At 58.8% G+C, this 12,632-nt stretch carries 13 protein-coding genes and 1 tRNA gene; 9 read left to right on the forward strand and 5 right to left on the reverse strand.

The window, feature by feature from the left end; all coding sequences use genetic code 11:
• Window positions 1-13: 13 nt before the first annotated feature.
• The 9 genes from cysS (at window position 14) to N675_RS10270 (ending at window position 9,848) form a co-directional block, all read left to right on the forward strand.
• Window positions 14-1,420: a cysteine--tRNA ligase gene (cysS, locus tag N675_RS10230; protein ID WP_038039827.1), complete on the forward strand. Its 1,407-nt coding sequence runs from the start codon at window positions 14-16 to the stop codon at window positions 1,418-1,420.
• Window positions 1,417-2,169 carry a 23S rRNA (guanosine(2251)-2'-O)-methyltransferase RlmB gene (gene rlmB / locus N675_RS10235; RefSeq protein ID WP_038039828.1) on the forward strand — a complete coding sequence of 251 codons (753 nt, stop codon included), beginning with the start codon at window positions 1,417-1,419 and terminating at the stop codon, window positions 2,167-2,169. The genes cysS and rlmB overlap by 4 nt, the downstream gene beginning before the upstream one ends.
• 178 nt (window positions 2,170-2,347) lie before the next feature.
• On the forward strand, window positions 2,348-2,869 hold the full coding sequence (gene rplI, locus N675_RS10240) for a 50S ribosomal protein L9 (RefSeq protein ID WP_038039829.1): 522 nt from the start codon (window positions 2,348-2,350) through the stop codon (window positions 2,867-2,869).
• 5 nt (window positions 2,870-2,874) lie between these two features.
• A complete protein-coding gene (gene dnaB, locus N675_RS10245; RefSeq protein ID WP_038039830.1) occupies window positions 2,875-4,227 on the forward strand; it encodes a replicative DNA helicase in 1,353 nt (450 codons plus the stop codon).
• A gap of 29 nt (window positions 4,228-4,256) precedes the next feature.
• On the forward strand, window positions 4,257-5,000 hold the full coding sequence (locus N675_RS14660) for a DnaD domain-containing protein (RefSeq protein ID WP_231578015.1): 744 nt from the start codon (window positions 4,257-4,259) through the stop codon (window positions 4,998-5,000).
• A 76-nt stretch (window positions 5,001-5,076) separates the two neighbouring features.
• Complete coding sequence (locus N675_RS14665; RefSeq protein WP_479685945.1) at window positions 5,077-5,670, forward strand: ATP-binding protein; 594 nt, start codon at window positions 5,077-5,079, stop codon at window positions 5,668-5,670.
• 99 nt (window positions 5,671-5,769) lie between these two features.
• Window positions 5,770-7,596 (forward strand): tetratricopeptide repeat protein, encoded by a 1,827-nt coding sequence (locus N675_RS10260; protein ID WP_038039831.1) that lies wholly within the window; start codon window positions 5,770-5,772, stop codon window positions 7,594-7,596.
• A gap of 64 nt (window positions 7,597-7,660) precedes the next feature.
• Complete coding sequence (gene cdaA / locus N675_RS10265; protein ID WP_081887130.1) at window positions 7,661-8,581, forward strand: diadenylate cyclase CdaA; 921 nt, start codon at window positions 7,661-7,663, stop codon at window positions 8,579-8,581.
• Window positions 8,520-9,848 (forward strand): CdaR family protein, encoded by a 1,329-nt coding sequence (locus tag N675_RS10270; RefSeq protein WP_038039832.1) that lies wholly within the window; start codon window positions 8,520-8,522, stop codon window positions 9,846-9,848. Before cdaA ends, N675_RS10270 begins: the two co-directional genes overlap by 62 nt.
• Window positions 9,849-9,856: 8 nt before the next feature.
• On the opposite strand, the gene N675_RS10275 is transcribed toward N675_RS10270, so the two are convergent.
• The 5 genes from N675_RS10275 to rplA form a co-directional block, all read right to left on the reverse strand.
• Complete coding sequence (locus N675_RS10275; RefSeq protein ID WP_038040628.1) at window positions 9,857-10,441, reverse strand: ANTAR domain-containing response regulator; 585 nt, start codon at window positions 10,439-10,441, stop codon at window positions 9,857-9,859.
• A gap of 69 nt (window positions 10,442-10,510) precedes the next feature.
• Window positions 10,511-10,584, reverse strand: a tRNA-Pro gene (locus N675_RS10280).
• 95 nt (window positions 10,585-10,679) lie between these two features.
• Window positions 10,680-11,078 (reverse strand): 50S ribosomal protein L7/L12, encoded by a 399-nt coding sequence (gene rplL, locus N675_RS10285; RefSeq protein ID WP_038039833.1) that lies wholly within the window; start codon window positions 11,076-11,078, stop codon window positions 10,680-10,682.
• A 53-nt stretch (window positions 11,079-11,131) separates the two neighbouring features.
• On the reverse strand, window positions 11,132-11,662 hold the full coding sequence (gene rplJ / locus N675_RS10290; protein WP_038039834.1) for a 50S ribosomal protein L10: 531 nt from the start codon (window positions 11,660-11,662) through the stop codon (window positions 11,132-11,134).
• Between the two features lie 182 nt (window positions 11,663-11,844).
• Entirely contained in the window at window positions 11,845-12,570 is a 726-nt protein-coding gene (rplA, locus tag N675_RS10295) for a 50S ribosomal protein L1 (RefSeq protein WP_038039835.1), read from the reverse strand.
• Between the last annotated feature and the right edge of the window lie 62 nt (window positions 12,571-12,632).

Genomic DNA, 12,632 nt, shown 5'->3' on the forward strand with positions numbered 1-12,632 from the left:
ATAGGTGTGATCAATGGGGTTACAGATTACGACGACACTTGGGAGAGTCAAGGTTCCTTTTGAACCACTCGAGCCAGGCATTGTGCGCATGTACGTCTGCGGACCGACGGTCTACGCTGACGCGCACATCGGCCACGCAATGTCAGCGATTGTTTTTGACACCATCCGGCGTTATCTCGAGTATTCAGGTTATCAGGTTATTTACGCCACCAACTTCACGGATATTGACGACAAGATTATTCAGCGGGCAGCGACACTCGGCATTCCACCGCAGCAACTGGCAGAGCAACTGATCGAGGACTGGCTCGACGAAACAGCTGCGCTCAATGTCAAACCAGCAACGATCTATCCGAGAGCGACGCAAGAAATCCCAACCATCATCGAAATGGTCAAGGGGCTCGTTGATAAAGGCTATGCCTATCCGGTCGAAGGTGGCGATGTCTTTTTCCGCGTGCGCGCGTTCCCGAACTATGGCAAGCTTTCTGGACGCTCCCTTGACGAGATGCTCGCGGGAGCACGGGTTGAAATCGATCCACGCAAAGAACACCCAATGGACTTTGCGCTTTGGAAAGGGGCCAAACCAGGCGAACCAGCATGGGAAAGTCCCTGGGGCCCGGGACGTCCAGGGTGGCACATTGAGTGCAGCGCGATGATTTATCGCCACTTAGGCCCACAAATCGACATCCATGGTGGAGGCGCAGACCTGATCTTTCCTCACCATGAGAATGAAATTGCCCAATCAGAAGCATTTACCGGAAAATCACCGTTCGTTCGATATTGGCTGCACAACGGGCTGCTGCAGCTTGGCGGCGAGAAAATGAGCAAATCATTGGGCAATCTCATCACGATTCGTGAACTACTGGAACAAGGAGGCGGGCAAGCCTTCCGGTTGTTCGTCCTTACGTCTCATTACCGCAGTCCACTTGCCTTCACCGAAGAAGCATTCGCCGCGGCAAAGCGCGGGCTGGCACGTCTGCAAAGTGCCGTTCGCGGGTACCAGCCTGACGAACCGTTACCAGCGCCGCCGGATGAGGAGATTGTTCGCCACGCGAATGAGACTCGCACCGGATTCGTTGCAGCAATGGATGATGATTTTAACACCCCAGAAGCATTGGCCCGACTTTTTGAACTTACTCGCGCAATCAACCGCGCCCAGGCAACGGGTGCGAGCCGTGCCGGCATTCGCTATGCTCAAGCCACACTCTATGAACTCGCTGGTGTCCTTGGCTTGCGTCTTGATGAGCCTGAATCACCGCGTGGGCGCGAAGCTGAACCCTTCATCGAACTTCTGCTTGAAGTGCGTTCAGCACTCCGCGAGCAGCGGCAGTGGTCGCTCGCTGACCGGATTCGCGATCGCCTCAACGAACTTGGGGTGACGGTCGAAGATACCCCGCAAGGGTCAACCTGGCGCTGGACATGACATCGACACCCCCATCACGGTCACAGGAGTGGCTCTACGGGCGGAACGCTGTCTGGGAAGCGCTGCACGGCCGAAGGCGCCACCGACAACTCTTGGTAGCACAAGGGACGGAACACCACGGTCGCGTCCAAGCCATTATGACGGCCGCGATGGAGCGTGGTATCCGGGTACACCTTGTTCCACGGCACCAACTTGAGCAGTATGTGGGCCAGGTCAATCATCAGGGCGTGCTTCTTGAGACCAGCGCATATCCCTATGTCCACCTTGACGTCATCCTTGCACAATCCCACCGTCGCCCAATCCTCGTCCTTGACCATCTTCAAGACCCACAGAATGTGGCGACACTCATGCGCACAGCAGATGCCGTCGCTGTAGCTGGCATCATCATCCCCGAGCGGCGGGCGGCGGGTATCACGCCCGCCGTTGTCAACGCGTCAGCAGGCGCGGTTGAACATCTGCTCGTCGCGCAAGTGGTCAATCTAAGCAGGGCGCTTGGAGAACTCCGCGAAGCGGGGTATTGGCTCGTCGCACTTGAGCCAGGGCCGACAGCGCACAATCTCTTCACCGCTGATATTCCGACTCCTGTTGGATTGCTTGTTGGCTCAGAAGGCAAGGGACTTGCGCCAACGCTCCTACGGCAAGCCGATGTACAGGTAGCTCTCCCGATGCGCGGTCACGTCAGCTCGCTCAACGCAGCGGTCGCTGGATCCATTGCCCTCTACGAACTCCTCCGGCGCGAATCACTGTAGACTAAAGCGCCCGTTTTTCGGGCTCGTTCCTGAATCTGGTAGAGTAAGGAGCGTGCGTGTGCTTGCACGCACGAGTACAGTTGCGGTATAGTAAGGCGCGAAGACCTCGCGTCCGTACGCAGAGTACCGTGACAGAGTGGCACAGTAAGGCGTGGTGCAGAGGAGGCGAGGGAATCGTATGAAGGTCATCTTGCTCCAAGATGTGAACCCGCTGGGTGAAGCTGGTGCAATTGTTACCGTCTCTGACGGGTATGCGCGAAACTTCCTCATCCCGCGTGGGTTAGCCGAGCCAGCGAGCCCCTCAACCTTAAAGGCGGCCGAACAACGCCTGGCTGCTGAGCGGCGACGCATCGCACGCGAAGAAGAAGCACAACGTGCGCTTGCTGAGCGGCTGAATGGCCTACGGATTGTTATCGCTGCGCGGGTCGGTGAGCGAGGCCGGCTCTATGGTTCGATCACCGCGCAGGACATTGCTGACCGACTCAGTGAAACTGTTGGCGAAGCGATTGATCGACGCCGTATCCTCCTCGATGAGCCAATTCGCTCAATTGGGGAGCATCCGGTAACTGTCCAACTCGCAGGTCGCCTGCGCCCGGTTGTCACCGTTGTCGTCACCTCGCCGGAAGAAGCGGCAGAGACGACGGCTCCAGCAGCTTCCACCGCAGCAACGGCTCAGGCTACGGAGGAATCGGAAGGATAACGCGTATGGCGGACGTGGCAGCCGAACCGATTGAACAGCTGCCACCCCATAACATCGAAGCCGAGCAAGCCGTCTTAGGAAGCTTGCTGATCGACCGCGACGCGATTATTCGCGTCGCGTCGTTCCTTCGGCCTGATGACTTTTACCGGAGCAGTCACCGCTTTATCTACGAGGCTATTTTGACCCTCTACAATCGACGCATTCCGCCCGACTTTGTCACCGTTGTCGATGAGCTCGAGCGAACTAACCGGCTCGAGGCCTGTGGAGGTGTCAGTTACCTGACAGAGTTACTGCAAGTCGTGCCCAGCGCGGTGCATGTCGAATACTACGGGCGCATTGTCGAGCGTACCGCAACAATGCGCCGGTTGACCGAAGCTGGGGCAGAAATCATCAAGATCGGGTACAGTGAGCATCTCGACGTCGAAGAGGCGCTCGAACAAGCGGAGCGCGCTATTTTCAACGTATCCCAGCGGCGAACGACGCGTGATTTTGTCACCGTCGGCGATGTCCTTGAGCAGTACTTTGATAAGCTCGACTACATTCAACAACACCGCGGCGAAGTGCTTGGTGTGCCCACTGGCTATACTGACCTCGATAAGCTCACCGGCGGGCTCCAACGTTCTGACTTGATCATCCTCGCGGCACGGCCGTCGGTCGGGAAAACCTCGTTCCAGCTTGGCATTGCACACAACGCAGCAACCAAGCACGGCAAGACGGTGGCAATCTTCAGCCTTGAGATGTCGGCCGAACAACTGGTGCAGCGACTCCTCGCCATGGAAACGGGCGTCGATACTCACCGCCTCCGTCTCGGCTATATCGATGAGCAAGAGTGGGATTTGATCTCGCGCGCCTTTGGACGCCTCGCCCAAGCCCCCATTTTTATTGATGACACACCCGGCATTAGCGTGATGGAATTGCGGAGTAAGGCTCGGCGGCTCATGGCCGAGCATGGACTTGACCTCATCATCGTGGATTACCTGCAACTGATGCAAGCACGCCGGACTGATAACCGTGTCCAGGAAATTTCCGAAATTTCACGGGGGCTCAAAGAGCTTGCGCGTGAGCTCAACGTTCCGGTGCTTGCACTCTCGCAGCTTTCCCGCGCGGTTGAAACGCGAACCGACCACCGGCCATTGCTGTCCGACTTGCGCGAATCCGGCTCGCTTGAGCAGGATGCGGATGTTGTCATCTTCATCTACCGCGAAGAACTCTACCATCCTGATACTGACAAGCGCGGGATTGCCGAGGTTATCGTTGCCAAGCACCGCAATGGCCCTACGGATACGGTGTACTTGCGATTCTTCGATCGTACCGCACGCTTTGCTGATCTTGAACTCTACCGCGATCCAGATCAATAGGAGTTCCCCATAACCGCTTGGAGGAACGTGTGTCAACGCCATTTGGTGCAGCGCCAACAGAAATCAGCATACTGCCACGCTCCTTCATCGAGCGCGTGATCCGAGAAGTGCGGGATCTCGCCGAGCTGAAGGTCATTTTGCTCATTGCAACGGCACAGCTCGAAGGTCAGCCCTTCTACGCGGCACCAGAGGAGTGGGTTCGCCAGCATCCATCGCTGCACCGCGGCTTACATCCCGTCGGCACGGATAGTTCCGCCGACGAAGCCATTCAGCGTGGTATTGAACGCGCCGTGGCACATGGATTGCTCGTCCGCATCCTGGTTCGCCATCCCCAGACTGGCGCGGCCACAAACTGGCTCCTCCTTGGCACGACACAGGCGCATCAGTACGTGCACCAATTGGCATACCATACTGTTCCCTGGCCAACGCCAACGAGTAGCCCAGCCCTCGTTGAACCAGTACGGCCGTCAGTCTTCCAGCTCTACGAACAGAATATCGGGCCACTCACGCCCCTGCTTGCTGAAAAAATTGCGGAAGCGCTTGAGGAATATCCGGTCGAGTGGGTACAGGACGCCATCGAAGAGGCGGTAAGCTATGGAAAACGGCACTGGCGGTACATTCAACGCATTCTGGAACGGTGGGCGGCGGAAGGACGGGAAACTGCGTCCACTCGGCGAAATCATTCCACTGCCGAACCGCTTGATCCAGCGAAATACCTCACCGGGAAATACGCGCCGCTCTTCCGACCAGAGCGAGACGTGCCCGGTCTGTAAGGGCGCGGGCTTCCTTCGGTTCGATGTCCCATACGGCCACCCGAATTTTGGCCGCCTTATTCCCTGCGAGTGCAAGATTCAGGAACGAGAGCGGCTTCAACGGGACCTGTATAAGGAACTCAGCGGCCTTGCTCATCTGGAGGACTTGACATTCGATCGCTTCGATCCGCTCGTTCCGGGTGTTCAAGAAGCCTATCAGGCGTGCCTCGACTATGCACGGAATCCTAACGGCTGGATTCTGCTGATCGGTCAATACGGATGCGGGAAGACCCATCTTGCTGCAGCTATTGCGAACTACTTGCTCGAGAATCAGCGGCTTTTCCCGCTCTTTACTGTTGTGCCGGATTTGCTCGACTATCTGCGAGCCGCGTTTGCGCCTGACCAAACGACGACCTATGACGAGCGATTCGAGCAGATCCGGAATGCCAGCGTCCTCGTCCTTGATGACCTTGGAACGGAGCACACGACGCCATGGGCGGCCGAAAAGCTCTATCAGATCTTCAACTATCGCTATAACCTGCACAAACCGACCATCATCACAACGAACTGTGATCTTGACCGGCTCGATCCACGCATCCGCTCACGCCTCTGCGATCGAGCCATCTGCCGGCATGTCTACATTGCCGCGGGCGACTACCGTCTGCGACGCGCACGGCTGCGCTTACCCTAGGAAACCGTCAGGAATAATCGGGACGAATTTCCCCTTTGCGTTCGTCGCGGCACAGTCCATGCTCACACTAACAGGCAGATGCAGCGAAAGGGCGCAAGGATGGCGGCAGTTCAGGCTCACCCCTTAACCGCAACACTGGTCACCTTCTGGGAACGCGCACTCAATCAGCCAGAGGTCCTCTCGGAAACTCAGCGTCAGGCAATGCAGGCAGCCCTAGCCAGCCAGCGCATGAGTGCGCGCGATCTCCTCTGGCGCGCCATTGGCGAGCACCCCCAGCAGTTTGGGCTCTACGCGACCCTCGCTGAACTCCTGATCCTGGATGACGAGCCTGAGCACGCCGCAACACTCTGTCAACGCCTGCAGGCCGTCGCTGCCTTGCAGCCTGTTCCGGAACTGAGCCGTGCGCTCTCCCGACTACAGCTGCATCTCGTGAAAACACTCGATCCTCAGACGTTGTGTGCTGTGGCGACGCACCTCATCACCGAAGGAGATGCGATAGAACAGGACACCTATCTCCCAACGCTCCTTGCGCTCCTTGCAGACCAAGATCGTGACAGAGCACGAGACCTTGCCGAGCAGTGGTTCACCCACACCAACCGGCCTCCAGCCTGGTGGTCGTCTGTCTACCATCATCTCCTGGCAACACACCGCGTGCCGGAACATGCTCCTGAGCCCGTTCCCACCCCACAAACCAGTCAGGAGTGGGCGTTGGCCCTCCTTTGGCACACGCTTCGCGCTCCGGAGGAGGGGATTGAAACCTTACAGCACCTGCTCGAACGCGTGCGGCAGCAGGAGCTTGACGTCGATGTAGTCTTGCGCACGCTTCAGCCCTTCCTTGCGCTCTTTCCACCCGCATTGCCTGCCTCGCTTGTGACAGCGAGCCTATGGCTGGCGAGTGGCAACATCAGCGCTGCTGCACAGGCAGGCGAAACACTGCGCGCTGCCGCCGACTGGCGTATCCAGCTCCTTGGGCATGTCATGACAGGCTACGCCCAGCTTGCGCTTGGCCATCACCAGGCAGCGCTGGAGCCAATCCACACCGCGTTTGCATTGCTCCAACGCCATCCCGAAGGCGTTGGAACGCTCGCACACCTCGTCACACCACCTGTAACACTGCCGGTCATTGCCGAGCTTCTGTGCCGGCTCCTTGTCCAAACCGGTAAGCTCAACGAACTAGCCGAGATCGTTGCCAACCTGGTTGCGTCAGCCACGATCGCGCCCGCGCAAGCGCAAGCATACGCGCGCCTCCTCATCCAACGGGGCGCACCCCAGCACGCTCGTCGGATTCTTCGGCAGGTCGCGGAGATCCAGCAACAGCAGCGCGACATTCGGGGGTATGTGCAGACCCTTCGCGAACTCGTTGTCCTTGCGCCTGATGACGCGGGTGTGCGGGACACATTCGTTCACGCCGCAGCAACACTGGGGATCGAGCCGGCGCTCAATCTCCTTGAAGAACTCGCGCTTCATCTCGGCACCCGTGGCTATCGCGGGGCAGCGAGCGCGTTGCTGCAACGCGCAACCGAGCTTGCGTTGATGTCTCCGTCGGCCTGGCCACGTATTCCACGGCTGTACGAGCAACTCATCACCTTTGCTCCGGATGATCTGACGCTTCGGCACGCTGCCGTGACCGCATTTATCCAGATCGGGCAGCGCGATCACGCGAAAGCCCAACTGCGAGAAATCGCGCGGCTTGCCATCGCCCGCAATGAACCAGAGAACGCCCTTGCCGCACTCCACCAGGTTGTCGCCCTGGATCCGCAGGACCCAGAAGGCTATCACCGACTTGGTGAGCTCCTTGTCTCACTTGGAGAAATCGAGCAGGCCGAGCGCGTCTATCGGCGTTTGCTGGCACTCACGCCAAACGATGCCATCGCAAAAGCGCGGCATGCAGCGTTATCGCAGCATCAACGGTCGGCAGACGCATAAAGGAACACCTATGCTAGAATGAAGCTAAGAACTGGCGAGCAGGCCCACCCTGAAGCGAGTGATGATGCCGAATTTGCCATGGATCTTTTCCCGCCTTGATCTCCGTGCCCTTGTCGACATCTTCTCGGTCGCGTTGATCTTCTATTGGCTGCTCTGGGTCGCGCAAGGAACCCGCGCTGCCCAGCTCATTCGCGGTCTGCTTATTCTCATTGGCGCAGTTGTTGGTGCAGCGAATCTCTTCCATCTGCAAGCCCTCAACTGGTTACTGAGTCGCGCCCTTCCAGCCATCATCGTCGCTATTCCCATCGTTTTCCAACCTGAGCTGCGGCGGGCACTTGAGCGCCTTGGCCATACCAGTGCCTGGCTTCGCTCTCCATTGTTCTCATCAGCGCCCGACCTGCAGCTTGAGCAAGTTGTGGAAGAGGTTGTGCGTGCCGCGACCCAGCTTTCTCGGTTGCGCTACGGGGCGTTAATTGTCATCGAGCGTGAGACTGGTCTGCAGGACTACGCAGACCGTGGTATCCCCCTCGACGCCCAGCTCACCCGGCAATTGCTGGTCAACATCTTCTTCCCCAATTCGCCGCTGCATGATGGCGCCGTCATCATCCGCGGTAACCGGATCATTGCTGCTGGCTGTGTCTTGCCATTGAGCGATAACCCGTCATTGGACAGTCAGCTTGGCACACGTCATCGCGCAGGCCTAGGCATCACCGAAGAATCCGACGCAGTCGTCGTAATCGTGTCAGAAGAAACAGGGCAGATTTCCCTTGCCTATAGTGGGCGCCTCCACCGCAACCTCGACCCCGAACGGTTGCGCCGCATGCTCCGCGTGCTGCTCCGCCTCGAGCCAGTGCCTGAGCGTGTCCAGCCACGCGTGAGCCAGGCCGAACCCGAACGACTCCTCAGTGATGGTGCAAAAGACGATGCAAGTACGCAGCCTGAAACGACTGAGCAACAAGCCAAGGCTCCATCGCGCGTGGGCTAGTCTTCGTAGCCTCTTCAGCGCCGACAGTCTCGCCCGCTTCGTCATTTCGCTTGTCCTGGCCTTTGCGCTCTGGGCCTGGGTAACGGAACGGAACGATCCGGAAATTGCGCGAACACTTCCGGCTGTTCAGCTCACCACCCAGCATCTCAGCCCTGACCTGGCTATTCTCAGTGAGCTTCCTACGGTCGAGGTCCGGCTTCAAGGCCCACAGAGCGAATTGCAGGCACTCGAAAGCGGCAGCGTGACGGCGGTTGTTGACTTTAGTTCGGTGCATGCGCCAGGCACATACACACTTCCCGTCCACGTTCGTGCTCCCCGTTTTGTTCGCGTGCAGGACGTGGTTCCTGCACAAGTGACGGTGCAAATCGACAAGTTTGCCAAGCGTGACGGCATACCCGTTCAGCCACAAGGGCCAACGAGTACGCCACCGAATATCGTGGTGAAGTCACTGACTGTGACCCCAGAGACCGTCTCAGTCTCTGGGCCCCAGACTCTGGTCAATCAAGTGGTGCAGGCACAAGTGACCGTGCAGATCCAAGGACAAGCCGGCAGCTTCGACGCGACTGCGACTCCGGTGGTCGTTGATGCCAATGGGAATGCGGTGAAAGGAGTGCAGATCTCACCGTCGTCAGTCACCGTCCACGTGATCGTCGACGTTCGGGGTTCCATTCGCCGGGTGATTCCGCAGCTCGTCGGCACTGATCGTCTCGCACCAGGCTATGAACTCGCTGGGCCACCCACGGTTCTCCCCAACGACGAAGTGGTCATTGATGGCCCGCCGGATGCCGTCAATCAAGTCGCCTATCTGACTACCGTCCCAATCGATGTCAGCGGGTTACGCGAGTCCAAGATCTTCTGGGACGTTCCGCTGGACCTTTCGCATCTCCCCGCTGGCGTGCAGGTCGACCGCAAAACGGTCAATGTCGCGGTGCAAGTGCGTCAGGCAAGCGCAACGAAGACGATCCAAAATGTGCCCATTACGCCAATTAACGTACGGCCAGGAACGAAAGTCGACGTAACACCATCAACCGTAAGCGTCGACGTCGCTGGAGATCGGCCCCTGATTGACGCACTGACTGCAGGCGATATTGTGGTCACGGTTGATGTGAACTACGCAGAAAATGGGGTCTTCCAGCTTCCGGTGCGGGTTAGTGTGCCAGCCGGTGTTCAGTTCCAGCGGGTAACGCCAGACACCGTACAGGTCTCGGTGAGCCCAGCACAACAACAGGCGACACCAGCGCCAACGCCAACGCCGAAGAACCCGTAGCGAGGTAGCTACGAAGAACTTTCGATTTGATGTGCGAGGAGTATCGCTTCGGCGATCTCACGCATCGGCTTGCGTTTGTCCATGCTGAGCCGACGCATACGTTGGAACGCTTCCGCTTCGCTCAGCCCATGGACTTGCATGAGAATCCCTTTGGCACGCTCGATGACTTTCCGCGCCTCGAGCGCTTCTTGTAGTTCAACGACCTGCCGCTCGAGCCGTTGCATCTCGTGAAATTGGGCAAGCGCCAGCTCAATGACGGGCATGATTTCGCTCTCGCGGAATGGCTTGATGAGGTATCCTGCGACCCCGGCTCGCTTTGCCCGCTCGACAAGGTCACGTTCGCTGTAGGCCGTGAGCAAGACAACCGGTGCCAGCCCTTCGCGTGTAATCGTCTCGGCGGCATCAATGCCATCGATCTCAGGCATTTTGATGTCAAGGATAACCAGATCGGGCTTGAGCTTGCTCACCAGCTCAAGCGCGGTACGCCCGTCTGCAGCCTCGCCGACGACGTCATACCCAAGGGAGGTCAGCAACTCGCGGAGATCAAGCCGGATAATTGGTTCATCGTCCGCAATGACGATACGGGCTGGCACTGCCTCGACTCCCGTTATCCTGCCAGCTTTGGAAAAGCGCCTCGCAGTCTCCTGCGAGGCGTCGCTTCGTCGGGGCGAGAGGATTTGAACCTCCGACCTCCGGTACCCCATACCGGTGCGCTACCGGGCTGCGCCACGCCCCGGAATCTTGCTTTTCGAGTATAGCACACGAACGAGCGCAGCGTGCGTGCCGCGATTGGCCAGTTGCCGCTCGCGGCACGCACCACCACCGCATCGGCTATTTGATCTCGACCTTGGCTCCAACAGCTTCGAGCTTGCTCTTGGCGTTCTCGGCCTCTTCCTTGGTGACACCTTGCTTGACCGGCTTGGGAGCCGACTCGACGAGATCCTTCGCCTCCTTCAAGCCGAGTTGCGTGAGCTCGCGCACCACCTTAATCACTTGAATCTTGTTGGGTCCGACATCGGTCAGCACCACATCGAACTCGGTCTTCTCTTCAGCGGCTGCTTCAGCTGCCTGCGCTGGGCCAGCCGCTGCTGGTGCGGCTGCAACGGCAACCGGCGCCGCGGTGACCCCAAAGCGCTCTTCCAACGCCTTCACCAGCTGCGAGAGCTCAAGCACGGACATCTGCTCAATAGCCGCGATAATCTCCTCAATTTTTTCCTGCCCAACTGCCATCGTCTGTCCCTCCTACTCTGCTTCCTCAGTACGCCACGTCACGCGGCACGCGGTTACGCTGCCGCTTCGCCTTCCAGTTGCCGTGCACGCGCCTGCAAGACATAGAGCAGGGAACGCACGGGACCGGATAACACGCTGACCAATCCGTAGAGCGGTGCCTGAAGACCACCGACAACCTTCGCCACCAACTCCGGGCGCGATGGTAACGTTGCTAACTGCTCGACATCCTGCGGGCTCAGCAACTGGCGGCCGAGCAGTGCCCCTTTGACCGTCAGGATCCGCGAGGAACGAACGAAGTCGTTGACCGCCTTTGCCGTCGCCACGGGATCACCGGTGGTATAGATCAGGGCAGTGGGGCCCTCCAGCAACGGCGTCATGACTGTCGTCCCGACCCGCTCAGCAGCGATCCGCGTCAACGTGTTCTTGACCACCCGTAACTTGGCATCGTGCTGTCGAAGCTGGCTTCGGAATCCCGTCAAGTCAGCAACCGTCAGGCCCCGGTAATCCGCCACAATCACTAGCTGCGACTGGTCCAGAATCGTGGCAATCTCGTCGATCTGCTGAGCCTTCTCTGGTGTGGGCACACCTCCCTCCTTCCCATGCGAATGCCCACAAAAACGAGGCTCCCCTGCGCCGGGCAGACAACGCAGGGGAGCAACATACTGCGCTCCATCGTTCCCCGCGCCTCAGGTCGGATGATTAAGCGCAAACGCCCCGACCGTCTCCGGCGCACATGTCGTTGCAGCGAAGTGTAACACCTACCGGTTTACGCAACAAACTCCTGGGCTTCCGCCAACGTCTGGCTGACATCGAGCGGAACGCCCGGGCCCATCGTGCTGGCGACCGTCATTGAGCGAATGAATTGACCGCGAACTGCACCTGGCCGAGCACGGTTAATTGCATCAGCGAAGGTATACAGATTCTCCAGGAGTTGCTGATCAGTAAAATGTTTCCGGCCAATGACGGTATGAATGTTTCCCGTACGGTCATTGCGGAACTCGATGCGGCCACGCTTCACTTCCTGGATCACCCCGGGCAAGTCCTCGGGAACACGCACCACTGTGCCGGCACGTGGGTTCGGCATCAAGCCGCGGCGACCGAGAATGCGCCCCAACGGCCCAACCTTGCCCATCTGATCAGCCATGGCGATGGCCACATCAAACTCAAGCCAGCCCGACTGGATTTGCCGGATGAGCTCGTCACTACCGACGTAATCGGCCCCAGCTTCTTCGGCAACGCGTGCCGCCTCGCCAACCGCGAAGACCAACACGCGCGGTGTACGCCCAGTGCCATGCGGCAGGACGACCGTGCCGCGGACGTTTTGATCAGCTTGCCGGGGGTCGATGTTGAGGCGGAGATGGAGCTCAATCGCCTCATCAAAATCGGCGTACGCGATGCGCTTCACCAGCGCAACAGCATCCTTGGGCAGATAGAGCTTGCCGGGTTCGATCTGTTTTCGCGCTTCGAGGTAGCGCTTCCCATGCTTTGGCATAGCACCCTCCGTGGTTCTCGCGGAGCAGAACGCTCCTCCCACACCTGATTCCGCAATGTCGC

The organism is Thermorudis peleae (assembly GCF_000744775.1).
In the GTDB taxonomy this organism is placed as follows: domain Bacteria; phylum Chloroflexota; class Chloroflexia; order Thermomicrobiales; family Thermomicrobiaceae; genus Thermorudis; species Thermorudis peleae.

What these genes read in the sequence shown, in the direction of transcription:
- cysS (WP_038039827.1), top strand. Translation starts at nt 14, where the DNA reads ATGGGGTTACAGATTACGACGACACTTGGGAGAGTCAAGGTTCCTTTT.
- rlmB (WP_038039828.1), top strand. Translation starts at nt 1,417, where the DNA reads ATGACATCGACACCCCCATCACGGTCACAGGAGTGGCTCTACGGGCGG.
- rplI (WP_038039829.1), top strand. Translation starts at nt 2,348, where the DNA reads ATGAAGGTCATCTTGCTCCAAGATGTGAACCCGCTGGGTGAAGCTGGT.
- dnaB (WP_038039830.1), top strand. Translation starts at nt 2,875, where the DNA reads ATGGCGGACGTGGCAGCCGAACCGATTGAACAGCTGCCACCCCATAAC.
- N675_RS10260 (WP_038039831.1), top strand. Translation starts at nt 5,770, where the DNA reads ATGGCGGCAGTTCAGGCTCACCCCTTAACCGCAACACTGGTCACCTTC.
- cdaA (WP_081887130.1), top strand. Translation starts at nt 7,661, where the DNA reads ATGCCGAATTTGCCATGGATCTTTTCCCGCCTTGATCTCCGTGCCCTT.
- N675_RS10270 (WP_038039832.1), top strand. Translation starts at nt 8,520, where the DNA reads ATGCAAGTACGCAGCCTGAAACGACTGAGCAACAAGCCAAGGCTCCAT.
- rplL (WP_038039833.1), bottom strand. Translation starts at nt 11,078, where the DNA reads ATGGCAGTTGGGCAGGAAAAAATTGAGGAGATTATCGCGGCTATTGAG.
- rplA (WP_038039835.1), bottom strand. Translation starts at nt 12,570, where the DNA reads ATGCCAAAGCATGGGAAGCGCTACCTCGAAGCGCGAAAACAGATCGAA.